We start from the raw sequence: 25809 nt of genomic DNA, 5'->3' as shown, positions 1-25809 counted from the left end.
AATGGCGCTCGGCCTCGGCGACGGCGGCGAACAGAACGCGCCGCTCGGCCGCGCCGTGATCGGCGGCCTCGCGCTCGGCACGGTGTCGACCTTGCTGTTCGTCCCCGTCGTCTACGGGATGGTGCATGCGTGGCTAGACAGACGACGCGCCACCCGCCAGAGCGCCCAGGAAGCCGACCTTGCCGCCCGCACCCATTGATTCCGACGAGAGCCTCCCCATGAACGATTCATCTCTTCCGCCCGAACTCGACGATCGCGCAGCGCAATCGCCCGCCGCCGCGAGATCGACACCGCGCCGGCGTCTGTGGCCACTCGCCCTGACCGGCCTTGCGGCCGCCTTGCTGCTCGCCGGCATCCTGCCGCGTGTCTCCGCGAGCGCCGCACTGACGCAACAGACCCAGGCGCAAAGCGCGCTCAGCGTATCGGTGCTCACGCCGCGCGCCGCGCCGTCCTCGAATGAGTTGCTGTTGCCCGGCGCGGTCACGCCGTTCGCGGAAGCGTCGATCTACGCGCGCACGAGCGGCTATCTGGCGCACTGGACGAGCGACATCGGCGCCCAGGTCAAAAGCGGCCAGACGCTCGCGACGATCGACGCCCCCGACCTCGACGCGCAACTGCGCCAGGCCCGCGCCGACGAAAGCACCGCGCAGGCCAACTACGACTATGCGAAGACCACCGCGCAGCGCTGGCAGGACATGCTGAAAACGCAGTCGGTCGCGCAGCAGGACGCCGATACGAAAACGAGCGACATGGCAGCGCGCCGCGCGATGCTGGCGTCCGCGCAGGCGAACGTCGCGCATCTGGCCGAACTGGTCTCATACGAAAAAATCACCGCGCCGTTCGACGGCGTGATCACCGCCCGCCACGTCGATGTGGGCGCGCTGGTGACGGCGGGCGGCACGCCCGGCACCGCCGGCATGTCGGGCGAGCTGTTTCATATCCAGCAGACCGGCGTGCTGCGGGTCTTCGTGGACGTACCGCAGAACGACGCGCCGTATGTCACGCCGGACACCAGCGTCTATCTGACTGCCCAGCAGTATCCCGGCCGTCACATTGCCGGGCGGGTGGCGCGCAGCACCGGCTCGATCAATCCGGCGAGCCGCACTTTGCGCGTCGAGGTGGACGTCGACAACAAGGACGGGGCGTTGATGCCGGGTGCCTATGTACAGGTGCATCTGGCGTTGCGATCGTCGACGCCCGCGCTCGATTTGCCGGTCAGCGCACTGCTGTTTCGCCCGGATGGCGTGACGGTCGCGGTGGTCGACGGCAACGGCAAGGTGGCGCTGAAGACCGTGCACATCGGCCGCGATTTCGGCACACATGTGGAAATCACCACGGGGCTGGCGGCCACGGATCGCGTGATCGACAGCCCGGGCGATTCGCTGAATGCGGGACAAGCCGTCCAGATCGCACCGGCCACGCATAACTGAGCGCCCGTCATCGTAAGGATGTTTGCCATGCCCTTTATCTTTACTTGCCCTTTGCTGCGGCGCTCGCTGGCCGTGGCGCTGACCGGCGCGCTTGCCGCCTGCTCGACGCTCCCGGCTTACCAGCGGCCCACTGCCGACGTGCCCTCGCAATTCGCGGGCGCCACGCCCGGCTGGGCACAGGCGGCGCCCTCGGACGCCGCGCCGCGCGGGCCCTGGTGGGCGATCTTCGGCGATCCCGTGCTCGACCAGCTCGAAGCGCGCGTCGACGTCTCGAACCAGACCGTCCGCAAGGCCGTCGCGCAAGTCCAGCAGGCGCGCTCGATGGTCGACTATCAGCACGCGGGATTCTTCCCGACCATCACCGCCGGCGCCGCCCAGAATCGCACGCGGACCTCGCAGAACGTCCAGGGACGCTCGCTCGCGGGCAAGACCGTGCCCGACTATTCGGCGGGCGTGTCGGCGAGCTGGGAGCCTGATCTGTTCGGCCGGGTACGCGACGGCGTCACGGGTGCGCAAGCCGATGCGGACGCCAGCGCGGCGGACCTCGAAGCGGTCCGTCTGTCGACGAGCGCAGATCTCGCCGTCGACTATTTCGCGCTCCGCTCCCTGGATACGCAGAAAAAGCTGCTCGACGACAGCGTGCAGGCCTACGCCAATGCATTGAATCTGCTCCAGCAGCAGCTGACGAACGGCGCGATCGACGCCTCCGCGGTCGCTCAGGCCACTACGCAGCTCGAAGCGACACGCACGCAGGACACCGACATCGACGTGACCCGCGCGCAGATGCAGCACGCGATCGCGACCCTGATCGGCGAACCGGCTTCGACCTTTACCCTGCCGCCGAACGGCTCGGCAGTGGCGCCCCCGGCCATTCCGGTCGGCGTGCCCTCGCAGCTGCTCGAACGGCGGCCCGATATCGCCGCTGCCGAACGGCGCGTGGCGGCAGCGAATGCACAGATCGGCGTGGCGCATGCGGCGTTCTTCCCCGATCTGATGTTGTCGGCGAGTGCGGGGCTAGAAAGCACCTTCTTCGCGCCGTGGCTGAGCGCGCCGAGCCTGTTCTGGTCAATCGGCTCGCAACTCGTCGGCACGCTGTTCGACGGCGGCCAGCGCAGCGCCACGCTGCACGGCGCGACCGCGCAATACGACGGCACGGTCGCCGATTACCGGCAGTCGGTGCTGGTGGCGTTCCAGCAGGTCGAGGACAACCTCTCGGCGCTGAATTCGCTCGCGGACGAAGCCGCCAGCCAGCAGCGCGCCACCACGGCCGCGGACCTGTCGCTGCGCCTCACCACCAATCGTTACAACGCGGGCGCGGTCAGCTATCTCGACGTGGTGACCGCGCAGACGATCGCGTTGACAAACGAGCGCACCGCGGATCAGATTGCCGCGCGCCGGCTGGAGTCGAGCGTGTTGTTGATGAAGGCGTTGGGCGGCACGTGGCATGACGTTGGCGCGAACGCAACGGCGGCTGATGTGGCGGCTGCGGCGGTTGCCGCGAAGCCCGGCGCTGAAGTCGGCATTGACCCGGTTGCCGGCAAGCGTGCGATGCGGCCCGTGGGGCAGTCCGACGTGCAGTCCGAAATGCGCTCTGTTACGCAGTCCGTAAGCGGCCGGTGATGGCATCTTGAATCGACGTAGCAGCCTTGGGAGCATCGTGTCCACTTAACGATGAACCGACCCCGGAACGTTGGACACGTTGACGTTAGTGCTGCTTATATTTCATTCTGTATTGGACTGGGCTCAGTCCTCGCAATCTTAGCTTGATTCGATCGTGGTTGTAATAGTGTATGTAGTCTTTGATGCCGGCTTGCAGCTCGTCGAGGTTGCGAAACCTGTTCAGGTAAAGAATTCGGACTTGAGCGTTCCGAAGAAGCTCTCCATCGTAGCGTTATCGAGGCAATTGCCTTTGCGCGACATGCTTTGTTTGATTTTCCGCTGTTTCAGCCGACGGCTATAGACAGGCATCTGGTACTGCCAGCCTTGATCCGAATGCAGGATCGGCTTGTCACGTGGCCCCAGCTTCGCGAAGGCTTTGTTCAGCATCGTGTTGACCATGTCGAATAGCGGGCGTCGTGCCATCTCGTAGGCAATGATTTCGCCGTTGTAGAGGTCGAGGACCGGAGAAAGATAGAGCTTCTGGCCACCGACGTTAAACTCGGTCACATCTGTCACCCACTTCTGGTTGGGACGTGACGCTTCAAATTTTCGCTTCAGCACGTTGGGAGCTATCTTGCCGACGTTCCCTTTGAACGACTTATACTTCTTTGGTCGAATGCACGACTTCAGGGACAACTGGCCCATAAGACGCTGTATCGTTTTGTGGTTGATTCTGTCGCCCTGGCTCCGAACAGCTGCCGTGATTCGACGATACCCATAGCGGCCCTTGTGCTGCTCAAAGAGCGCACGGATGCGGTCCTTCAAGCTCGCATATTTGTCCCCGGCCTGCAGTACCTTCTGCTGGTAATAGAAAGTGCTGCGGGCCAAACCGGCCACCTTAAGGAGATCTGCGAGCGGATAACGCTGCCTTAGCTCAAGCACGATTTGCGCTTTTTCTGCCGCGCTGCTTTCGCATTCGCTTGAACCAAGGCGTTGAGCTTTTTTAGATATTCGCTCTCCATGCGCAGATGCTTCACTTCGGCCAGCAGATCCTCGTGGCTGCGGTCCGCATCCGCAGCCGGCTTCTTTTTCGATATCGGTTTTTTTGGCATTCTGACAGTTGAAGTTGCGGGCCGTGAGCGTCCCTCGGCCAAACTGCCGTCATCATACTGCTGCTCCCACACCCCAATGATGTTGAAATTGCGAACGTTAGAGAGTGCTGCGACCTGACGGAATGAAAGGCCTTCCTTCCGCATCCGTTTCACAACCGCACGTTTGAACTTCACGCTGTAGCGCGCACAGCTCGTTCTTCTTTGCAGACCTTCTTCGCCATGCGCCTGATACGCCGCAATCCACCTGCGAAGTGACGAGACATCCACACGGTGCCGTTCGGCAACCCTTTTCAAACCATCATGCCCGGAGCAATAGTCCTTCGTCGCAGACAGCTTTGTCTTCTCGCTGTATTTCACAAAAATTCCCCCAAAAAACCGTCCAACTTTTAGGGGGCAGTTCACGAATAGGTGGACACGTGAACACTATTGACCAAGATGCACCCTCGGGGCGTCGCAAACGGCGGCGATACACGAATGAATTCAAAGCGGAAGTAGTAGCAGCCTGCCAAGGACCAGGCGTGTCGGTTGCCGCGATCGCGTTGATGCATAAACTGAACGCCAACTTGCTGCGGCGTTGATTGGAGAAAGCCGAGAGCGGCGCAACGACGACGGGCAGTGACGTCGTGGCAATGAAGCCGTCAGCGGCGGCGCCCATATCACCTGCTTTCGTCCCACTTCAACTGAGCGACGCGAATGATCATCAAAGGGAAATTCGCGTCGAGGTGCAGCGCGGCCAACAATCAATCACGGTCAGTTGGCCGACATCAGACGCGGCCCAATGCGCAGCGTGGTTACGCGAGTGGCTGAAATGATCCGCATCGACGAGGCGTGGCTCGCGGTTAACCCGCTGGACATGCGAGCGGGTTTCGATACGGTACTCGCGCGCGTGGTCGCCGTGTTTGATGCGGCGCATCCGAACCACGCCTATCTCTTCACCAACCGTCGGGCCAACCGCATGAAGGTGCTCGTACACGACGGAATCGGAATCTGGCTGGCAGCACGACGGCTGAACCAGGGACAGTTCGTCTGGCCGCAGCCCGGTACCGATACGCGTCGGGCGATCACGCAGGAGCAACTGGCCGGACTCCTGCTCGGATTGCCGTGGCAACGCATTGGTCAAGACGGCGTGATTCGTGTGGTGTGAGCCGGTCTGCGGCAATCGGTGCGTGTGCCAATACCCTTGTCGTACGGCCTTTGGCACACTATTGGTCATGATCGATAGGACACAACTCCAGGACATGAGCGCAGACGAACTGCGTGCACTCGCCCTGGAATTGATGTCCGAAGTCCAGGCGAAACAACACATCGTCGATCGCACGGAAGCAGCACTACGATTCAGCGACGCGAAGCTCGCGCAACTCACGCACGAGATGGCCGTACTTAAGCGCTGGAAGTTTGCCGCCCGAAGCGAGAAGCTCAGTCACGAGCAGCAAAGCTTGCTCGATGAGACCATCGACAGCGATTTGGCAGCCATAGAACTCGAGTTGGAGAGGCTGTCCACCGAGCCGAAGACGAAAGACGTGCCGAACAAACCGCGACGGGCGCCGCTTCCGGCGAATCTTCCGCGTGTCAATGTTCATCACGAGCCCGAGTCGACCCTCTGCGGCTGTGGCTGTGAGCTCAAGCGCATCGGCGAGGATGTCAGCGAGAAGCTCGATTACACGCCGGGCGTGTTCACCGTCGAGCGTCATGTTCGTGGCAAATGGGTGTGCGCACACTGCGAAACCCTAACTCAGGCACCGGTGCCGGCGCACGTCATCGATAAGGGCATTCCGACGGCGGGCTTGCTGGCTCACGTGCTTGTTTCGAAACACGGCGATCACCTTCCGCTGTACAGACAAGAACGCATCTTCGCGCGTGCCGGCCTGGCCATTCCCCGATCGACGCTGGGCCAATGGGTGGGCATGTGTGGTGTTCAACTGCAGCCGTTAGTAGACGCGCTGAAAGAGAAGATCCTGAAGCATCGCGTGTTGCACGCCGACGAGACACCGATTTCGATGCTCAGTCCGGGAAAGGGGAAGACGCACCGCGCTTATCTCTGGACTTATTGCCCGGGGGCATTCGAACCGATGAAGGCGGTTGTCTACGACTTCGCCGAGAGCCGCGCGGGCGAACATGCGCGCGCCTTCCTCGCTCCATGGCGCGGCCAATTGGTGTGCGATGACTTCGCAGGTTATAAGCAGCTGTTTACCCAGGGCGTGACCGAGGTTGGTTGCCTTGCCCACGCGCGCCGTAAGTTCTACGACTTGCATGTTGCCAGTCGAAGCCAGATTGCCGAAGATGCCTTGCGCTACATCAGCCAGCTGTACGATGTCGAGCGCGACGCGCGTGATCTCTCCTCCGAGAATCGATTGGAACTTCGCCAACGATGCGCCCGTCCCGTCGCCGAAGCACTGCACGCCTGGATGGTTCTGCAGCGTGCACGCGTGAACGAAGGTTCGTCCATAGCGAAGGCGCTCGACTACAGTCTGCGGCGGTGGGCAGCGCTCACCCGATACCTCGACGATCCGCAGCTTCCCATCGATAACAATTGGTGCGAGAACCAAATAAGGCCGATTGCCGTCAGCAGAGGGAACTGGCTCTTCGCGGGTTCCGCGCGAGCAGGCAAGCGATCAGCTGCAGTGATGAGTCTCATCCAGTCGGCCAAGCTTAATGGGCATGATCCATATGCCTATCTGAAAGACATCCTGACGCGGCTCCCTACGCAGCCCGCCAGCCGGCTTGACGAGTTGCTGCCCCACCTCTGGCAGCCTCAGCTCCAACAGTAGGCTGACGTCGACTGCCGAACCCCTGGGATCACCGGGCGCTTACCGCAGTCCGCCGGAACGTGAGAATGAAGCGCGTGCCGTGCACGTCGCTTTCCGCGCGCACGGTTCCGCCATGCAATTCCATGACGGTGCGCACGATGGCAAGACCAAGTCCCGTCGTCCCTTGAAGGCTTGGGACAAACCCGCGGAAGGCAACGTGCTGCGCGACGGATCGATGCGGTAGAAACGGTCGAAGATCCGCTCGAGATGCTCGGCCGCGATGGGCTGCCCCGGGTTCGACACGGTGATGCGCACATCGCCGGCGGATGCGTCGGCGCCGAGCACGATCTCGCCGCCGCGCGGCGTATAGCGGATCGCGTTGGCAAGCAGGTTGCTGACAGCGCGGCGGAACAGTTCGAGGTCCGCGGTCAGGGACGCCGCGCCGCTCACGCGCACCGTGACATGCGCTTCTTCGGCGATGCCTTCGAAGTAGTCGGCGATGTGCGTCAACTCATGAGCGGTGTCGAACTCGCGCATGCGTTTGACGAACTGCGGATGTTCAGCGCGAGCCAGAAACAGGACGCTTTCGATCATGCGCGACAGGCGATCGCACTCCTCCAGGTTCGATGCGAGAAGCGTTTCGTATTCGTCGGCGGAGCGCGGCCGGGCGAGCGCGACTTCCGCCGCGCCACGCATATTGCCAGCGGGGTACGCATGTCGTGAGCGAGGTCGGCGGTAAAACGCGACAAACGCTGAAAGCCCAGTTCGACGCGCTCGAACATCGCATTCAATGCGCTCACCAGCGCATTGAGTTCGCTCGGCACGCGCGCGGCCTCGATGCGCGTATGCAACCGGTTAACCGTCACGAGGCTCGCGCTCGCCGCGATATCGCGCAGCGGCCTCAGCGCGGCGCGGATCAGCAGATAACTCAGCACGATTGCAAGCAGGACACCGGCGACACCGGCCCACTTGAGTTCGTCACGGTAACGGTCCAGCAAAAGCCAGCAGTCGCTCATGTTGCGCGCCACCAGTACGCTGGCCGCTTCGCCGTCGCGTAACCGCACGTCTGCCAGGATGCCGCGGATCGGCGCGCCATCGCGGCCCGTCAACTCGCAGACATCCGCCTCGGTAATGCGTGCCGAAGCCGGAATGCGTTTGAGCGGCGGTAGCACGGCGATGATCAGGGCGCCGCTTGTCGCGCCTGTCCCGCCCGTCGCGCGTGTTGCGCCTGTTGCGCTTGTTGCGCTCGTTACGCTTGCCGCGCCTGCCTCATTTGCCTTGTGAGGCGCCGCGAAGGTCGCCGCGGCGTTGTGTTCGATCACCTGGTTGCCGTCCGGGCCGAAAACTTCCATCGACATCGCTTCATTGCCAAGCACGATGCTGGTGAGACGGTCGCTGTGCTCGCGAATATCTTTCGCGGTATCCAGCTCCTGAGCGAGACGGCGAGCATGGCGAGCGGCGAGCACGATATCGAGGTTGTCCTGTGTCTTGATCTGCCGTTCGAGCGCGAGGTAGAGATAACCGCGGACCAGCACGAAAACCGCCAGCGTGGTGACGCCGAATGCAATGGCCAGCGTGGCGGCCAGCGAGCGGCCGCGCATCAGCCCGCGTCCGTCACTTCGAGCACATAGCCGACGCCGCGCACGGTATGAATCAGCTTGACGGGGAAGTTGTCGTCGATCTTGGTGCGCAGCCGGCGAATCGCCACTTCATCGACGTTGGTGTCGCTATCGAAGTTCATGTCCCACACATAAGAGGTGATCTGCGTGCGGCTCAGCACCTCGCCCTGGCGGCGCGCGAGCAGTTGCAGCAGCGAAAACTCGCGCGGCGTGAGATCGATACGGATACCGCCGCGCTTGACACGCCGGCGATTGACGTCCATTTCGAGATCGCCGACCTTGCTCGGTTCGCTTTCGCGCGGCGGCCCGCGACGCGCCAGCGTTCGCACGCGCGCCAGCAATTCCACGAACGCAAAGGGCTTGACCAGATAGTCGTCCGCGCCGAGTTCCAGACCGCGGACGCGATCGTCGACGTCGTCGCGGGCGGTGAGGAACATCGCGGGGGTGGTCCGCGTGTTGCGCAGTGTCTTGACGATGGTCCAGCCGTCCATGCCGGGCAACATCACGTCGAGCACGATGACGTCGTACTCTTCTTCCTGCGCGAGGATCAGGCCTTGCGGGCCGTCGTTGGCGACGTCGACCGCGTAGCCGGATTCCTCCAGACCTTTTCTCAGATAGGCCGCTGTTTTCAGCTCGTCCTCGATGACCAGGATTCGCATTTGACGCTCCTCGTTGCATTGATCTCTAAACCATACCGGCAAGCGCGGCGCGTCGTGATCACGGTCCGGTACCGTCTCAGTGCAGCGGTCGGTACACGTCAGTGCGTCGCACCGACTTTCCTAAGTGCTTCCATTGCCGCCGTATTGCCTTGCGCCCGAACGGTCGCAAGCGCAGTGTTTCCCCGCGCGTCCTCATGATCCGGGTCCGCGCCATGTGCGATCAGGTCATCGAACAGGCTAAAGCGTCCAAACAGTGCGGCGAAAGCAAGCGCGGTTTCGCCCGCGTTATTGGTTGCGTTAACGTCGCAGTGCGTTTGCAGGAGCGTCCTTGCAATGTCGAGCTGACCTTTGTAAATGACGCCCATCAAAGCCGTGTTGCCATTGTGGTCCGCTGCGCACGCATTCGCGCCGGCGGCCATCAGCTTGTCGACCGTATCCGGATGATTGTCGTAGGCGGCAAGAATCAGCGCTGTGTAGCCGCTCGAATTGGCGCTTTCGATGGGGTAACCCGCCTTGAGCAAAGCATCGAGAATGTCCCATCGTCCTTCTCGTGCAGCGTTAAACCATTCGCTGTCGTATTGATGCGCTTCGACTCGCCTGTTTGTTTCCAGTTGCGGGACGGTGACTTCCGATGCGCATCCGGCCAACAACATGGCACATGAAGCCACGCCAGCGATGGAAGCCCATGCAAAACCAAAGTTTTTACGCTGCTTCATGCAACGTGTTTCCGTGAGACGAGGCACGTCGGATTAGCGGCGTGCCTCTTGTTACAGTGGCGACTAAAGGCGTATCAGGTGCGCTTGAAATCACTCATCGGACAGCTTCGCCGACATGGTCTTCACCTTCGAGCCGTCCGCGTTCAGCGCCCGAATCAGGCGGGCGCCCAGGTCGGGATCGGCCTTGTTGAAGTAAGACAGCATCGTGTATTTGTTGTCTTCATTCGTGACATGGCTCAAGTCGCCGGACAGCGCGGTGACGAGATCGCCCTTGCCTTGCTCGGTAAGACTTTCGTAATACTGACCCGCTTGCCGGAAGTTCTGCTTCTTGTGAATCGCGATCTGCTGCGTTGTTCCGGACAATGGCGTCAGCACGTACTTGTATTTCTGGTTCTGGCTTAGCTCGCTAATCCCCGACGGCTCATAGTTGACGTCGCCGGTACGACCGCCCGCGTTCATTTTCCCGTCCTGATTGTTGCTGTGGACGTCAACCAGCGGCCGGTTGATCGGAAGCGAATTGTAGTTCGCACCCAAGCGGTACATTTGCGTATCGGCGTACGCAAACAGACGGCCCTGGAGCATCCGGTCTTCCGACGGTTCAATGCCAGGAACGAGTCGGGACGGCGCGAACGCGGACTCTTCGGTGCACTCGAAGTAGTTGTCGGGCACGCGGTTCAGCGTCAATGTGCCGACCTTGCGCTCAGGTACGCCGAGCCATTCCTTGGTGTCGTCAAGCGCATCGTAAGAGAACCTGTTCAGATCGGACGGCTTAAGAACCTGGATATACAGATCCCACTTCGGGAAATCGCCCTTACGGATCGAGCCGTAGAGATCGTTGGTCATCAGGTTCCAGTCCGCGCCAATAGATCCGGCGATTTCACCGGGACGCAAGTCCTTCTTGCCCTGGTCGCTGACCCAGTGGAACTTGACGTAGTGCACCTCGCCATTCGCATTCACGAACTTGAAAGCATGTACGCCAAATCCGTCCATGTGCCTGTAAGAATCGGGCATGCCCTCGTCGCTATAAAGATGCGTGAGCATATTCGTCGCCTCGGGCGTATGCGCGAAGAAATCAAACGCCAGATTGGCATCCTGGACGCCAGTGACCGCGCTGGGTTTGTTGGCGTGGACGAAGTCAGGGAACTTGATCGCGTCGCGGATGAAGAAGATCGGCCAGTTAATGCCGACCATGTCCCAATTGCCTTGCCCGGTGTAGAACTTGATAGCGAAACCACGGGGATCGCGTGCTTGTTCAGGTGATCCGCGGTAGCCCATCACCGTTGAAAACCGCACGAATACTGGCGTTTTACTGCCCGGCGAAAAAACCTGCGCTGTTGTCAGGCCGGATAGATCGGCGCTTGAAACGAATTCGCCGAAGGCGCCTGTGCCCCGCGCATGCACGACACGTTCGGGAATACGCTCGCGATCAAAACGTTGCAGCTTTTCGACCAGATGCGAATCCTGCAATAGCACGGGACCCTCAGGACCCGCTGTTTCCGAATTCTGATTGTCTCCAACGGGAGACCCATTGTCGCGGGTCAGGTCGGCTGCAAAGACCGGCGGCAACATCGTGGCGCTCAAGACAACGGACAGAATCGTTCTTTTAAAAGCTTTAGTTGCAAGTTGCATATTGTTTCCTAGGATCAATTACTACTCAAGACATCGCCAACCGAGCGGTGCATGCTATGTCGATGCCTTTGAGCGGTCCAATCGCCATTCCTAATGAACGCGATAGGCATGCCTTAGGAATGCGCACGCGAGACAGATCTTGCAGCGATGAAAGGCTTGGCAGCACTCATTTCAACCTGTTTCGCTCAATCGTGCGGGGCCGAAGGGGATGGTCCTTCGCTACCGAAGCAACGTCCAGACGAAGAGCCCGACGCAGCAGCGCTCCTGTCGGGAGTGGCATGCGCAGCAATCGGTTGTTGTTGCTAGCAAGCGGAGCGTTCCAACGGCCGTCGACGATACGATAGACGAACCACCTTCGTGAAGGGTGCTACCTATGGGCTAATGTGTCGCTCGGTAGAGGTCGCGATTGCGCTGGATGGTTTTCTGGCTCGGAGGATATCAATCTTGCTCAAAGGGATGGATTCTGTTCTTCTGCGCCTGAATCAGTTCCGCGCTAACTTCAGCGCGCGTCTTACAGGTCATTCCCGACGAGTAGGAGCCATTCGAAGCGCCCCATATGCAGCCGAGTTCGACTGCGCGTCATTCACCTGATACGCATGTTCTGCAAACGCTGGACCAATGTAGCGATGCCAAGGGCAGCGATAACGGAAATTAACACCTTCCCCGCATGGCTGAACACGGAACGGCTCGAGAGAAAAATGGACCAGCGCTAGCCGGTCACGGGGCTGACGCTGTCAGGGCGGCAATCGCTGCCATGATGCTGCCGCTGCCGCCACACTTGCGCAGGTCGCTGACGTGGGACCGGGGTGCAGAGATGGCACAGCATACCCAACTGCGGATAGACACGGGCATGCAAATCTACTTCTGCGAGCCTCGCGGTCCGTGGCAACGGTGCACCAACGAAAACACGAACGGCCTCCTGCGCCAGTACTTCCCTAAGGGAACGGACCTGACGCGCTACGGTGCCGACCAGCTCGCCGCGGTCGCAAACGCGCTCAATAACGGGCCTCGCAAAACTCCCGGATGGAAAACTCCCGCCCAAAAACTCCGCGAGCATCTATCATCACGTGCATAAGACACTGTGCGACGACCAGTTGAATGCGGGCACCTCGCCATCAAGCGGCGCCTGCAACGAGCTTCGCTTTATCGCGCGGGACTTGCCGCATCTATTGGATCAATGAAGACAAGTCATTGGCAGTTGTGTGTCGCATACCGTAGCATCTTGATCAGCCATTCTGCTGACTGACTGTCCTGACATGAACCTGCTCTCGATTGGAATCAATCACCACACCGCGCCGGTTGCCTTGCGTGAACGCCTGGCATTCCCGCTTGAACAGATTCGGCCCGCTCTGCAGACGTTGAAAGCCGCGTGGCTGCGGCGGGATAGCGCTCGTCTCAGCGCAGCGCATACCCCGGAGCCAGTTGAACGGCTAGCATCCAGCGGCAATGCGCTGTCCGAGGCGGCTATCCTCTCAACATGCAATCGCACCGAAATCTATTGCGCGACCGATGACCGTGCCGCGCCCGAGCACGCAATAGCATGGCTGTCCGCGTATCACGGAATTGCCGTCGACGAGTTCGTGCCGCATGTCTACACGCTGCCGCAATCGGAGGCGGTACGTCATGCGATGCGCGTCGCGTCGGGCCTCGACTCGATGGCTCTCGGTGAAACGCAGATTCTCGGCCAGATGAAAAACGCGGTGCGCGCCGCTTCTGAAGCCGGCGCGATGGGCACTTATCTGAACCAGATGTTCCAGCGCACCTTCTCGGTCGCCAAGGAGGTGCGCGACCAGACTGAGATTGGCGCGCATTCGGTATCGATGGCAGCAGCCGCGGTGCGGCTGGCACAGCGGATTTTCGATGAGATCTCAAGCCAGCGCGTACTGTTCATCGGTGCGGGCGAGATGATCGGGCTGTGCGCCACCCATTTTGCGGCGCGCACGCCGCGCGAGCTGGTAATCGCGAACCGCACCCCTGAGCGAGGCAGCTCCCTCGCCAAACGCGTGGGCGGTCAGGCGATCGCGCTTGTTGATCTGCCCGGGCGGCTGCACGAATTCGACATTGTGGTCTCGTGCACTGCGTCCTCGTTGCCGCTCATCGGCCTCGGCGCAGTTGAACGCGCAATCAAGGCGCGCAAACACCGGCCGATGCTTATGCTCGACCTTGCGGTGCCGCGCGATATCGAGCAGGAAGTCGAGCAGCTCGGCGACGTCTATCTGTACACGGTAGACGATCTCGCCGAGATCGTGCGCGAAGGCGCCGCGACGCGGCAGGCCGCGGTCGCCCAGGCCGAAGCGATCATCGAGACACGCGTTCAAGGGTTTATGCGGTGGCTCGAGCAGCGCAGCGTCGTACCGGTTATTCGTCATATGCATACGCAGGCCGACACGTTGCGACGCGTCGAGCTCGAGCGCGCGCAGAAGATGCTCGCACGCGGCGACGACCCCGCCGTGGTGCTCGAAGCGCTTTCGCAGGCGCTCACCAACAAGTTCATTCACGGTCCGACGAATGCGCTCACCCACGCCCTCGCGGACGACCGGGACAAGCTTGTCGACCTGTTCTCTGGCTTTTACCATCACTTGGGCCCGTCGGGACGTTAGGGCAACGCTGATTAAGGTTCACCGCTAAGCTACTTTGCGCGTTATAGGGTGGAATTGATGAAGAGGGCGGAATGGGTATGAAGCAGCAGACGCTGGCGATGCAGCCGAAAAGGCGCGCGATTCGAGACACATCGCAAACGCACGCGGCGCGACGAGTTTCTCGACATGATGAACGCATTTACGCCATGGGCTAAGTTGTGCGTGGTGGTCGAGCCGCATTACCCGAAGCGCGGCAACCGCCGGCCGCCGATTGGTCAGGAGCGCATGCTGCGCCTCCACTTTGTCCTTCACCGGTTCAATCTGGGTATCCGCCAGCGCATCCCGTCTTGAACGCACGTAGGCGCGGTGCGAAGGTGTTGCCATCGTAACGACGGAGCCATGCGAAGGACGACGCAACGGGAGAAACGGCTGTACCGACGGCGCTGTCACGTTAAAGTGTTCGCGACGCAATGTCGGAGAGGACACGCGCTTGCTCAGAAAGTGGACGGATCTTGGGTGGCCTCAGTGAAACGATGCCAGGCGGCGAAGCGTGCGGCGAGCTGTTTGCGATAGAGCGAGGCGCGTAGCAGGTGTTGCTTGAGCGCGAAGTGCTGCGGATCGGACCGAAGTTCGATAAGAATGCCTGCGTGTGTTCAGGATCGCGGAAGCTACGCATGCGTCGCTCGCGTTCGCGCGACGGCTGATGACTGTTTTCGGCGCGGTTATTGATCCGCGCGCTCGCTTTAACGAAGACATGTTTGACGTGAGCCAGCGCAGTAATCTCCGTTTTCGCCGCCGGATAGCTGCGCAACTGGTCGGTCACGATCTTGCGCGGTGCCTCAGTATACGAGGCAAGCACGCGCTTGAAAAACCGCTTCGCTGCAGCCTTGTCGCGGCGCTTCTGTAGCAAGATATCGAGTTCGGCACCCACCTGTTGACCGACGGCGCGCCACAACAGGTAAGGCAGAGCAGGCCACGGTCTTGACCTAAGCGCCAAGCTTGCCCAGAAGGCGCGAACCGCGTTTCCTGAGCGCGTCGAGGTACACAGTCTCGTTGTACGGCGTGCGCGTCTTTCATCAGCACTCCTGAACCGTTCCCGTTGCTCACCGAAGGCAGCCAGCAGGCGTGGGGCGAGTTGCGCGCCGGCACCCGGCAGGTTCTTGAACAAGGCTATCGAAGCTCTGTCAAATCGCGAGCATGAGCTTTGCGAACCGTTCCGAACCTTGATTCAGTTATTTGTTGAGCACTTACGCGAACTGGGCGACAAGGCAGCTGAACTGGAGGGACGCATCCATGCGATGTATATGGATATTCGATCTTCCTGCGCGATCCGGAGAACCTGTTGTTCGGCTACTCGGAGTATCACGGCGACGATTTCGAGGCCGACTTGGCCGCGATCGATGGCCGCCGACCCGGACACGCAGCGCTGGTGGGCGTTGACCGCGCCGTCAGGTACGTTTGTCGAGCGCGAAGGACGGCGGACAGTGGGTCAATGATGGAGCAGGTGTCCGATATGGATGCACCTGCCTGACCTTCCCGGCGGCATCCCACGGGCGATGCCGCCTTTCGTGATCAGACGGCCGTTTGGCTCGGGATCGAAACCGTGGCGCGCGGCTTGGGTCCGACGCCGGGACGCACCAGCAGCATCGCAAGCATGCCGGTGGCTGTCACTGCCCCCGTGGCCAGGAACATCGAAGCGTAACCGTAGCGGGCCGACAGATAGCCCGACAACGTGGGTGCCAGCACCGCGCCGGTGTTGACAAGAAAGGCGGTAATTCCGCTATACGTGCCGGTACGCTGCTGCGGCGAGGTATCGATGATCACGGCCCAGAACACGGAGTTGGGCAGTGAATTCAGCGCGTTGCCCAACGCCATCAGGGCGATGACGGTCACCGGGTTGCTCGCCCGCGAAATCAGCAGGAAACAAAGCGTCGTCAACAGCAGCGAGGTCGCGGCGAAACGGCTCCGGGCAATCGTCAGCTTGCCGGTGCGCTTGAGCAGCCAGTCGGACAGGCGACCGCCCATCAGCACGGTAAAGCAGGCGCCGACCCAGGGAATCATGCCGAGGTACCACAGCGACGAGAGGTTGAAATGGAACTCATCCTGCAAATATTTCGGCGTCCACGTCAACAGCATGAAGTTGACATATTGAAACGCGAAGTAACCCACGCTATTAAGGACCAGCGTCCGGCTGGTGAAAAAGGCCCACCACGGGTAAGCGGCATTCGTATCGGCTGCGGTCGCTGCCACCGACCGGCCCTCGTGGATGGCGGCAAGTTCTGCGGCGCCAACCCGTGGATTATTGTCCGGGCGATCGGTAAACACCCGCATGAACACCACAAGCGCAATCAGGCAAGCCACACCGAGGACGATGAACATCGTGCGCCAGCTGCCTGTCAGCATCAGCAACCCCACGGAAACCGGTGCAGTCAGCAGCGCGCCCAGAGGCGTACTCAGCAAGCCGATGGAAATCGCAAAGCCCCGCTCTTTCCGGGTGGCCCAGGCGGACATCGTCTTGTTGATCGTGGAATACACAGGCCCTTCGGCAAAGCCGAACAATACGCGCATGAACGCGAAGCCGGCCAGTGCCGAGCCGCCCATGAGCGCAAGTCCCAGGTCGCCAGCGTAAGCGGTGGCCATCTCGAAAATCGACCAGGCGACCCCGGCGACGATCCAAACGCGGCGCGGGCCCAGGCGGTCGGCCAGCACGCCGCCCACCAATGCGCCAAACATGTAGCCGTAGCCAAAGTACCCCAGCACCGCGCCCCACGACTGCTTGTCGAGCCCATATTCGCGTGTGACAAAACTGGCAGCATAGGACAGCGCCCCACGGTCGATATAGTTGATTATCGTGATCAACACCATGAGCATGAAGATGGTGTAGCGAAAGCGTGTATTCGCAGCGGATGGTGGCATTGCGTTTCCAGTCTTTTTGAGTTGTCGGATGCATCCGACCGGGTGGGTCGGGATTGGCTGTCCCGCGTCTGTGGTTGCCACGAAAGTCAGCCGTCCCAAGTGGGGCATAGTATTATATATTTTATAAAATACACAATGCAGAACCAATACTCATCCTGATTTTCGTTAACAAAGGAGTATCCGTGGCACTTCCTCGCGTTGCCGTTGCCGCCCTCGGCGGAACCATTTGCATGGCGCCTGACGTCCAGTCGGACGGCGTCATGCCCAAGCTTTCCGCGCAGCAGTTGCTCGATGCCATTCCCAACCTGGGCGCCGTCGCCCAGCTCGAAGCTCAGACGTTGCGGCAATTGCCCAGTCCGTCGCTGTCGTTCGACGATCTGCTCGAAGTTTTGCGATGGGCTGACGAGCAGGTCGCCCAAGGCGCGGCAGGGGTCGTCGTGACCCAAGGCACCGACACGCTCGAAGAAAGCGCCTTTCTACTGGATTTGTACTGGCCTCACCCGCAGCCGCTGGTACTGACCGGCGCCATGCGCGCTGCGGAGGCTGTGAGTGCCGACGGCCCGGCTAATCTGCGCGCGGCGGTGACGGTCGCGGCGGACGCCGGAAGCCGCACACGCGGTGTGCTGGCGGTGATGAACGACACGATCCATGCTGCCCGTTGGGTGCAAAAGACCCACGCGCTGGCGGTCGATGCCTTTACTTCGCCCGTTGCCGGCCCGGCCGGGGCGATGGTCGAGGGCAGTCCGCATTATTTTCATCCGCCCGGCCAGCGCACGACACTCGCCCAACCGCGCGATGCGGGCATGCGCGTCGCGTTGCTGGAAAGCTGCCTCGGCGACGACGGTGAGTTGCTGGATCTCGCCGTGAAGGCCGGATATCAGGGCAGTGTCATCGCCGCGTTCGGCGTCGGCCACGTGTCGTTTGCGATGGCAAAACGCATCGGCACGCTGGCGCCCGCGTATCCGGTGGTTATTGCCAGCCGCACCGGTGCGGGCAGCACCACTGAGCGCACCTACGGTTTCGAAGGGTCCGAGATCGACCTGCGCCGACGCGGCGCGATCCTTGCCGGCTGGCTCGGCCCGCGCAAGGCTCGCCTATTGTTGTGGGCACTGCTGGCGGCCGGCAGCGCCACCGAGGAGATTCGTAAGGCATTCGCCAGTTTCGGTAGAATGCGCAACCTCTAACCCGCCGAGAAACGTGATGACGCCCAGTCCGCAAGAAAAGAAACGACCACGTACCGCCCACCAGTACGTTCTCGAAGCCTTGCGCGCGGAAATTCTCATGGGACGCATGAGCGAGGGCAAACGTCTACGCCAGGAGGAAATTGCCAGTTGGCTGGGCGTCAGCACGACACCGGTGCGCGAAGCACTGCGCGACCTCGTCACGGAAGGGCTGATTGTTTTCGACGCCCACCGTGGCGCCGTGGTGCGCGGCCTCACCCTTGACGATGCGCGGGAAATCTATCGCCTGCGCATGGTGCTGGAGCCGCTGCTGATTGAGCGCACGCTCGCGCTGCTGGACGATGCTCCACTCGAGCATGCGGCCAGCGTGCACGCGCGCATGTGCGCGACCACGGAGGTCGACGAGTGGACACGCCTGAACCAGGAGTTCCATTCAGTGTTCTGGGCGCCGCAGGCAAGCAGCCGGCTCGCCCACATCCTTGAAGGATTGCGTGCCGCCGCCATGCCGTATATTGCCCTCTCGCTGCTATACAGTAACCAGGCCATCGAACAAAGCAACGAAGAGCATGAGCAGATCCTCAGTCACTTTCGCGCCCGCGATCTTGCGTCGGCGGTGCGGCTGAATCACTCACATCTCGAGATGACCCTGCGCATCATCGAGCGCGCCATCCGTGTCGACGCCGGGTGATATTGACGTGGTGCTCGCTGAACCCGAGGGGCTTGACTTAGCTCCTCTCTTGGGTCTAGCTCCCCATGTGCATGCCCCGCTGGCAGGGTCGTCTGACGCTACAAATGAAGGCGACCATCGCTGTACTTGTTGTGCGGGGTGCAACTCAGTCAAGCTTGGCACGTGTCAGTCCCGCGGGCAGATATTGCGAGAACATTTTCGGTGAAGGGTTGGAAACGAGCGCTTGGCGCAAACTCGCCGTTCGCGTCACGGGTCGTGTCTCGACACAAGCCTTAAGCGATACTTAAGAACTGGCAGAAACTCGAAAATAAACTTCTCAAGCCTTACATATCGAGGCCGATAGACAGACCGCAGTCCACACCTTTTTGTCGGGAGATCGAGATGTCCATTCAGCCAGTTGGTCAAAGCGCCGCACAAGCTTCAGCTTCGTCGGATCCGGCTTCTTCTGCGGCTGCACCGTCGTCGAGTACGAGTTCAACCGCTTCGTCGGCTTCGGGCGAGCGCCAGCACGAGCACGTCGTCGTACTCGGTCAGTATCAGCAACGCGGCGCGTGCATTGATGGCGGAAGCCGCCGAGACCTCGGTGCAAACCGCTCAGGAAGCAGGAAAGGGCGACCAGCAGGCGCAACGCCTGCTCGCTAGGGAGGCGGCAGCCAAGGCGGCCTGAGCACGCCTCGCTGAATCGAAGGGAGTGGAACCGTCGCGCGGGACCGGCGGCGGTCTTGCTGGATCCGTAGCGCACAGGCTGACGGGAGGATGACTGAGCTAAGCCGCGCGCTCAGCCTACCGATTCACGTTCGGTCACAGTACCTTGCGCACTCTGCTTTGCCAGCCAATGTGACAGACGGTCGAACCACAGATGCACCACCGGCGTTGTAAACAGCATCAGCATCTGCGAAACGATCAGACCACCTACGATCGCAATCCCAGGCGGTACTCGCAGTTCCGCCCCCGCGCCGTGACCGAGGGCGAGCGGAAGCGCACCAAAGAGCGCGGCGAGCGTCGTCATCATGATTGGCCGAAAGCGCAGTACGCCGGCCTGGCGAATCGCTTCGCGTGGCGACAAACCGTGTTCGCGCTCGGCCACGAGCGCGAAGTCGATCATCATGATCGCGTTCTTCTTGACGATGCCGATCAGCAGAATGATGCCGATCATCCCCATGATCGATAAATCCTGGCCGCACAGCATCAAGGGGAGCAACGCACCGACGCCGGCCGACGGTAGTGTCGAAATGATGGTGAGCGGGTGAATCGCGCTTTCGTACAGAATGCCGAGAATCAGATACACCACAACGAGGGCCGCGGCAATCAGATAAGGTTCGCTTGCGAGCGACGCCTGAAACGCCTGCGCCGTGCCCTGAAATGAATCCGTCAAACTATCGGGCTTGCCGGCCGCGACCTCAGCCTGGTGAATCGTCGTTACCGCGTTGCCGAGCGATTCTCCCGGCGCCAGGTTGAATGAGATCGTCACGGACGGGAACAGCCCCTGGTGATTCACGGAAATCGGTGACACGTTGTTTTCTATCGTCGCCAGCGTGCTGAGCGGCACCAGTTCGTTCGTCTGCGGGGAGCGCACGTAGAGGTGAGTCAGCGCGCCGGTGGTCAACTGGAAGCTGGGAACGACTTCCTCGACAACATGGTACTGGTTCAGTTGCGTGAACAGTGTCGCGATCTGTCGTTGGCCGAACGCGTCGTAGACCGTGTCGTCGATGGCCTGCGCGGTAATGCCGAAGCGCGACACAGTGCTGCGGTCGATCACGAGCGTTGCGCTGGTGGCGGCGGCCTGCTGGTCGGACGTGACGTCGACAAGTTGCGGCAGCTTCGAGAGCTTGCTGGTCAGCACACCTGCCCAATGATTCAGCTCATTGATGTCCGGATCCTGAAGCGTGTACTGATACTGCGCGGCGCTGACACGTCCGCCGACCTGAATATCCTGACGGACCTGCATCGACAACGAAATGCCCATCACCTTCGCCAACTGCGGTTTGAGACGATTGAGCACCAGAGCCGCACTGTCCTCGCGCTGACTGAACGCCTTCAGGTTGATCATCACGCGCCCCTGGCTCACCGTCGGATTTGGGCCCATCCGGTAGTAGACGTTCTCTACGGAGGGATCGGCTTGGATGATATGACCGAGTTGCAGCATCTTCTGCGACATCGCGCGCGGCGAGATATCCGGCGAGGCTTGCGCGACGCCCATGATGAGCCCTGAGTCTCCCTGCGGAAAGAAACCCTTCGGTATCGCGAACAATGCGCCGGTCGCAACGATCGTCGCAATCGTCATGCCGAGCATCAGTTTCGGACGGTTCAAGACCCAATCGAGCCCGCGCTCGTATCGCCCCTCCACCGCGATAAAGCCCCGCTCGAGCCGCGCTTCGAGCTTGCGCATGCGGCCATTGCTATCCGGGTTGGGCAAACGGATCAACCAACCGCACAGCATCGGCGTGACGGTCAGCGAAACCAGCGCGGACATCACGATCGCCGCGCTCACGGTCATTGCGAATTCACGGAACAGCCGCCCGCCAATGCCGCCCATCAGCAGAATCGGAATGAACACCGCGATCAGAGAGATCGTCATCGAGATGATCGTAAAGCGTAGTTCCATTGCGCCGAGCAGTGCGGCTTTCATGCGCGGCACACCTTCTTCGATATGTCGCATCACGTTCTCGATCACGACGATCGCATCGTGGGGCGGCGACGGCAAGTGCGCCGCGGGGTCTGTGTAACCCCGTTGCACACCCTTACCTGACCCGCGGGAAGAGCAGCACAAACCGCGTGCTGCGCGCATCGCTCTGCGCATGCACCGACCCGCCATGCAGTTCCATGATCGTGCGCACGATGGCGAGCCCAAGCCCCGTCGATCCGGTGGACCCTTGCGACAAGACTGGACCGGCCGCGACGGCGCGCCGATCCGCGGCATTCTCACGGACGCGCGGCTGCGTGACGGCGACACGGCGAGCGTGCTGGTGGCGCGCAACATAAGCGACCGCTGGCTCCTGCTGGCCCGTTATCGCGACCAGCTCAACATGGCCGGCGTGGCGCTTGGCCATGCTGCTCGGCTACCTGCTGATTCGTGCCGCGCTGCGGCCGTTGCGCGATATCGCGCGGTCGCGGGCCGCTCGCCGCATCCGGCACGGCAAGCGCGCCGGCGATGTTGTGTTCGATCGCCCGTGTGCCGTCGGGATCGAACCCTTCCGTCGACATGGCTTCGTTGCCGAGCACGATGCTGGTCAGCCGGTCACGGTGCTGGCGAATGCCCTGCACCGAGTCCAGCTCTTCGGCGAGCCGCCGTGCGTGGCGCGCGGCAAGCACGATGTCGAGATTGTCCTGCTCCCTGATCTGTTTTTCGAGCGCAAGATACAGGAAACTGCCGACGAGCACGAAAACCGCCAGCGTGGTGGCGCCGAACGCCAGCGCAAGCGCCGCGGCAAGCGAGCGGCCACGCATCAGGCGGTGTCCTTCAGTTCGAGCACATAGCCCACGCCGCGCACGGTGTGAATCAGCTTGACGGGAAAGTTGTCGTCGATCTTGGTGCGCAGGCGGCGGATCGCGACTTCGACCACATTCGTGTCACTGTCGAAATTCATATCCCATACATACGACGCAATCTGCGTGCGGCTCAGCACTTCACCCTGACGGCGCGCGAGCAGTTGCAGCAGCGAGAATTCGCGCGGCGTGAGATCGATGCGCGTATCACCGCGCTTCACGCGCCGGCGATTAACATCCATTTCCAGATCGCCCACCTTGATCAGTTCGCTTTCGCGTGGCGGGCCGCGGCGCGCCAACGTGCGCACGCGCGCCAGCAATTCGACGAAGGCAAAGGGCTTGACGAGGTAATCGTCCGCGCCGAGTTCGAGGCCGCGCACGCGGTCGTCGACGTCGTCGCGCGCGGTGAGGAACAGCACCGGCGTGGTGCGCGTGGCACGCAAGGTCTTGACGATGGTCCAGCCGTCCATGCCGTGCAACATCACGTCGAGCACGATCACGTCGTACTCTTCTTCCAGGGCGAGGATCAGCCCTTGTGCGCCGTCGTTCGCCACGTCGACCGCATAGCCGGATTCTTCCAGACCTGTCTTGAGATAGGCCGCCGTTTTCAGCTCGTCCTCGATCACCAGGATTCGCATTTGCAGCTCCACGTTGCGTTGACTTCTAAATCATACCGGCAAGCGCGGCGCATCGTGATCCCGACCCGGTAAAGTCGCGGCTGAATCTCGACCTCACACGCAGCAAGGCCAAAACCCAAATCTGCAGGCCACGATGGCCAACATTATTGCGCAGCGAAAGTCCGACTTGATGCCGCTGTGTAATCCGCGAAACAACTGCCAGCCCGAGCCCGCTCCCCTCGCCCTGCGCGTCCCGATTCGACATGGTGGGCGCAGTTGGTGCCGCATGGCCGGCGTACGTGCTGATCGTGCCATTTTGGGACCGGCGGGCTCCTCGTTCACGCGCGGCCTGCATATCGCCTGCTGCTGGCATGCCCCGTCCGCCGTGGCTGGCTGTCCTCGTGCGGGCGCCATGAGCAGGCGGCTGACGCTAAGTGGGAGCTGGTTTTCGAAGCGGCAACTCCCGCGAATCACCGCGAACCATTACCTCGCTTGCGCTCAGGCCCGACGCCGAGCGAACTCCAGCAACGCGTCTGCGAGACTTTCTACGGCATTTTCCGTCACCGCGTTGTACAGCGACGCTCTCAACCCACCGATCGAACGATGTCCTTCGAGACCGACCATGCCTCGTTCATTCGCCACGGCGACGAACGCATCGTCGAGCCGGGCATCACCGAACGTGAATGCGACGTTCATCTGCGACCGCCAGCGAGGCGCCGCATGAATGGAGACCGCACCTTGCATTGCGTCGAGCGCGCCATAGAGACACTGCGCCTTTCGTACGTTGATCGCTTGCATGGTTTCCAGCCCACCAACTTCACTGCGCAGCCAGCGCGACACCAGGTTCAGCACATAGATCGCGAACACGGGCGGCGTATTGAAATTCGAACCGTGAGAAATATGCGTGCGAAAATCCAGAATAGCCGGCAGCCCGTCCGGAATCCGCTCAAGCAGCTCGCGCCGAATTACCGCTACTGTCACGCCGGCCGGACCCAGGTTCTTCTGGGCATGCGCGTACATCACCGCGTACTGATCTGACCGAAACGGTCTCGACAAAAAGTCCGAGGACATGTCCGCGATGAGCGGGACGCTCGCTGCATTCTCCAGGAGCGGAAACTGCAGGCCCTCAACCGTCTCATTAGACACGTAGTGCAAATATGCGGCCGACGGATTGATATCCAGATCCTGAAGTTCCGGAAGTTGTCGATAGCCCGTTTCGCGGCCGTCCCATGCGACTTTTCTGGGCGCTACCTTCGCGGCCTCGGCGGTTGCCCTGCCACTCCAATAGCCAGACGTCACATACTCGGGCGGCGCATACGCAGGCGTCGCAAAGTTCATCGGAATCGTGGCGAATTGCAGACTGCTGCCGCCCTGCAGGAACGTGATGGCGTATTCATCCGAGAGTCCGAGCAGGTCCCGCAGGTTCATTTCCGCTTCGGTCAAGATCGAACGGAACCAGTCCGAACGGTGACTCATACCGAGCACGGAAATACCCGTCTCCGGCAAAGCGACGATGGCAGTACGAGTCTGATCCAGAACCGTTTCGGGCAGCGCGCCAGGACCACCTGAAAAATTCAAAACATTGGAATTCATTCTGATCGACATTCTTGTTTGATGGTGTTGGTAGTCCGCACCGTGCCTGCAGCGACCAGCATTTGATGAAATGCACTGAACACGCGGCGCATCTGCGGAAGTTTGTACGGAAAGAAGGCCGCGTCATCCATATCGTGCACGACCATACCTGTCGCTATTTCGAAAATGAGCAGCCTGCCGTCCTCTGTTTCGGCGCAGTCAAATCCGACGTAGTCCAGACTGGTCAGTTCGACTATAGCGCGCAAAGCTTCACGATGGCGCACCGCAAAGGTCGTGTCAAAATTGCTCATTAGACGTTCCTCTTCACCCCGACGCTCGGGATGCGCGATCATCTCCGCGTATGGGTAGTGAACTATCCAGTGCGCCGAAATGCCCATATGACACAAAAAGGGCGTCATACCGACCATCACGATCCGGTATTTTCGGAACAGACCGTCTGAACTGCCGTAATCGATGAAGGGTGCGATGTAAAACTCGGCAACAGCCGAACGATCCACGTAGTCGGCAAGTTCCGCGGCGGACGAAACGCATTCTAAACCGTCGCCGGCATGCGATCCGACCTGCCGGATGATGAGCGGATAGTTCGCGTCCAGCATGAAGAGGTTGTCGGATCGACCTGCGAGCAGATCCAGAATTTGAGCGCGCGAAACGCGTGTCGTTGGCGCCATACAGATGCCCGGGACGCCTCCCAGCAGCGCGTAGGCCGCATCCCGCGTCGTATGCGCGATGCCTTCGGGCGGGTTGAGCACGCGCTTCTTTGTCGTGCGCAACCACGCGGCGATCTGGGCGAGAGCTGCAGCGTTTTCATCCAGCGCGCACGCCGCCACCAGGACGACGTCGTGCTCCGGCAAACCGCGTTCCTGCGCGGTGTGTCCGTCGACATAAAGCACGTCGATCTGCAGGTCGGCGTGTTCAAGAAGGCACTCGAACGGCGTATTCGCCATCAGGTCGCCGGGCGCTTTCAGCACGAGCAACTTCAGCGATGGATTTTCGGTGCTGGCCTTTCTGATCCGGTACAGTCGGCGCATCTGCAATGCCTGCTGCTGAACGGCAAGCGCGGCCTGCTTTTCGTATTTCATCTCCAACACCAGCGAGAGATCGAGTAGTGCGTCTGGATCGTCATGGTGCTGCGCGTACTCGAGCAGACTCAAGCCGATTGGCGTCAGATCGTTGCCGGCGGTTGCCGCTCTTAACAATACGCTCAGGCCCAGTGATTGATAGGCCTGACGGGTGCATCA

Annotated in this window: 19 protein-coding genes and 6 pseudogenes; 12 read left to right on the top strand and 13 right to left on the bottom strand. The window is 61.1% G+C overall.

Annotated elements, in window-relative coordinates; all coding sequences use genetic code 11:
* The 3 genes from P0D96_RS44195 to P0D96_RS44185 form a co-directional block, all read left to right on the top strand.
* Positions 1–199 (top strand): efflux RND transporter permease subunit (locus P0D96_RS44195; RefSeq protein ID WP_408320342.1); only part of this gene is annotated, 199 nt, incomplete at its 5' end.
* Positions 200–218: 19 nt separating this feature from the next.
* Entirely contained in the window at positions 219–1430 is a 1212-nt protein-coding gene (locus tag P0D96_RS44190; protein ID WP_408320340.1) for an efflux RND transporter periplasmic adaptor subunit, read from the top strand.
* A 27-nt stretch (positions 1431–1457) separates the two neighbouring features.
* Positions 1458–3050, top strand: coding sequence for an efflux transporter outer membrane subunit (locus tag P0D96_RS44185; RefSeq protein ID WP_408320338.1), 1593 nt, complete (start codon positions 1458–1460; stop codon positions 3048–3050).
* Positions 3051–3135: 85 nt separating this feature from the next.
* On the opposite strand, the pseudogene P0D96_RS44180 reads toward P0D96_RS44185, so the two are convergent.
* Positions 3136–4504, bottom strand: a pseudogene (locus P0D96_RS44180) (IS3 family transposase).
* On the opposite strand from P0D96_RS44180, the gene P0D96_RS44175 reads away from it, so the two are divergent.
* The 3 genes from P0D96_RS44175 (at position 4393) to tnpC (ending at position 6909) form a co-directional block, all read left to right on the top strand.
* The gene (locus tag P0D96_RS44175) at positions 4393–4719 is read left to right on the top strand and encodes a transposase (RefSeq protein WP_408320336.1); all 327 of its coding nucleotides are present in this window, start codon (positions 4393–4395) and stop codon (positions 4717–4719) included. The pseudogene P0D96_RS44180 and the gene P0D96_RS44175 sit on opposite strands and share 112 nt — an antisense overlap.
* Positions 4720–4949: 230 nt before the next feature.
* On the top strand, positions 4950–5285 hold the full coding sequence (gene tnpB, locus P0D96_RS44170) for an IS66 family insertion sequence element accessory protein TnpB (protein WP_408320334.1): 336 nt from the start codon (positions 4950–4952) through the stop codon (positions 5283–5285).
* A 67-nt stretch (positions 5286–5352) separates the two neighbouring features.
* On the top strand, positions 5353–6909 hold the full coding sequence (gene tnpC, locus P0D96_RS44165) for an IS66 family transposase (RefSeq protein WP_408320332.1): 1557 nt from the start codon (positions 5353–5355) through the stop codon (positions 6907–6909).
* A gap of 28 nt (positions 6910–6937) precedes the next feature.
* Here the strand turns inward: tnpC and P0D96_RS44160 are convergent.
* The 4 genes and pseudogenes from P0D96_RS44160 to P0D96_RS44145 form a co-directional block, all read right to left on the bottom strand.
* Positions 6938–8489, bottom strand: a pseudogene (locus P0D96_RS44160) (heavy metal sensor histidine kinase).
* Positions 8489–9166: a heavy metal response regulator transcription factor gene (locus P0D96_RS44155; protein ID WP_408261409.1), complete on the bottom strand. Its 678-nt coding sequence runs from the start codon at positions 9164–9166 to the stop codon at positions 8489–8491. Before P0D96_RS44155 ends, P0D96_RS44160 begins: the two are co-directional and overlap by 1 nt.
* A gap of 98 nt (positions 9167–9264) precedes the next feature.
* Positions 9265–9882, bottom strand: coding sequence for an ankyrin repeat domain-containing protein (locus P0D96_RS44150; protein WP_408320330.1), 618 nt, complete (start codon positions 9880–9882; stop codon positions 9265–9267).
* A gap of 90 nt (positions 9883–9972) precedes the next feature.
* On the bottom strand, positions 9973–11451 hold the full coding sequence (locus tag P0D96_RS44145) for a catalase (RefSeq protein ID WP_408320344.1): 1479 nt from the start codon (positions 11449–11451) through the stop codon (positions 9973–9975).
* Positions 11452–12166: 715 nt separating this feature from the next.
* Between P0D96_RS44145 and P0D96_RS44140 the strand changes: the two are divergent.
* The 3 genes and pseudogenes from P0D96_RS44140 to P0D96_RS44130 all read left to right on the top strand — a co-directional run.
* Positions 12167–12586: pseudogene (locus P0D96_RS44140) on the top strand (IS30 family transposase); the annotation flags it as partial.
* A 181-nt stretch (positions 12587–12767) separates the two neighbouring features.
* Positions 12768–14111 carry a glutamyl-tRNA reductase gene (gene hemA, locus P0D96_RS44135; RefSeq protein ID WP_408320328.1) on the top strand — a complete coding sequence of 448 codons (1344 nt, stop codon included), beginning with the start codon at positions 12768–12770 and terminating at the stop codon, positions 14109–14111.
* Positions 14112–14188: 77 nt separating this feature from the next.
* Positions 14189–14414 (top strand): annotated as a pseudogene (locus P0D96_RS44130) (transposase); the annotation flags it as partial.
* A 170-nt stretch (positions 14415–14584) separates the two neighbouring features.
* On the opposite strand, the pseudogene P0D96_RS44125 reads toward P0D96_RS44130, so the two are convergent.
* Positions 14585–15054: pseudogene (locus P0D96_RS44125) on the bottom strand (DDE-type integrase/transposase/recombinase); the annotation flags it as partial.
* Between the two features lie 196 nt (positions 15055–15250).
* Here P0D96_RS44125 and P0D96_RS44120 point away from each other — a divergent pair.
* On the top strand, positions 15251–15586 hold the full coding sequence (locus P0D96_RS44120) for a hypothetical protein (RefSeq protein ID WP_408320326.1): 336 nt from the start codon (positions 15251–15253) through the stop codon (positions 15584–15586).
* Positions 15587–15662: 76 nt separating this feature from the next.
* Here the strand turns inward: P0D96_RS44120 and P0D96_RS44115 are convergent, their stop codons facing one another.
* Positions 15663–17006 carry an MFS transporter gene (locus P0D96_RS44115; protein WP_408320324.1) on the bottom strand — a complete coding sequence of 448 codons (1344 nt, stop codon included), beginning with the start codon at positions 17004–17006 and terminating at the stop codon, positions 15663–15665.
* 182 nt (positions 17007–17188) lie between these two features.
* On the opposite strand from P0D96_RS44115, the gene P0D96_RS44110 reads away from it, so the two are divergent.
* On the top strand, positions 17189–18190 hold the full coding sequence (locus P0D96_RS44110; RefSeq protein WP_408320322.1) for an asparaginase: 1002 nt from the start codon (positions 17189–17191) through the stop codon (positions 18188–18190).
* 16 nt (positions 18191–18206) lie between these two features.
* A complete protein-coding gene (locus P0D96_RS44105; RefSeq protein WP_408180539.1) occupies positions 18207–18875 on the top strand; it encodes a GntR family transcriptional regulator in 669 nt (222 codons plus the stop codon).
* A 778-nt stretch (positions 18876–19653) separates the two neighbouring features.
* Here P0D96_RS44105 and P0D96_RS44100 read toward each other — a convergent pair.
* The 6 genes and pseudogenes from P0D96_RS44100 to P0D96_RS44075 form a co-directional block, all read right to left on the bottom strand.
* Positions 19654–21579, bottom strand: a complete 1926-nt coding sequence (locus P0D96_RS44100) for an efflux RND transporter permease subunit (protein WP_408320320.1) — start codon at positions 21577–21579, stop codon at positions 19654–19656.
* 37 nt (positions 21580–21616) lie between these two features.
* Entirely contained in the window at positions 21617–21925 is a 309-nt protein-coding gene (locus tag P0D96_RS44095) for an ATP-binding protein (protein WP_408320318.1), read from the bottom strand.
* Positions 21926–21992: 67 nt separating this feature from the next.
* A pseudogene (locus tag P0D96_RS44090) lies at positions 21993–22322 on the bottom strand (heavy metal sensor histidine kinase); the annotation flags it as partial.
* A complete protein-coding gene (locus tag P0D96_RS44085) occupies positions 22322–22999 on the bottom strand; it encodes a heavy metal response regulator transcription factor (RefSeq protein ID WP_408320316.1) in 678 nt (225 codons plus the stop codon). The pseudogene P0D96_RS44090 and the gene P0D96_RS44085, both read right to left, overlap by 1 nt.
* Positions 23000–23476: 477 nt before the next feature.
* Entirely contained in the window at positions 23477–24571 is a 1095-nt protein-coding gene (gene serC, locus P0D96_RS44080) for a 3-phosphoserine/phosphohydroxythreonine transaminase (RefSeq protein WP_408260313.1), read from the bottom strand.
* Entirely contained in the window at positions 24568–25722 is a 1155-nt protein-coding gene (locus tag P0D96_RS44075; RefSeq protein WP_408320314.1) for an ATP-grasp domain-containing protein, read from the bottom strand. The genes serC and P0D96_RS44075 overlap by 4 nt, the downstream gene beginning before the upstream one ends.
* Between the last annotated feature and the right edge of the window lie 87 nt (positions 25723–25809).

The sequence above is a fragment of the Paraburkholderia sp. RL17-347-BIC-D genome (assembly GCF_046027915.1).
GTDB lineage: Bacteria > Pseudomonadota > Gammaproteobacteria > Burkholderiales > Burkholderiaceae > Paraburkholderia.
This window is presented reverse-complemented; position numbering and strand designations above follow the sequence as displayed.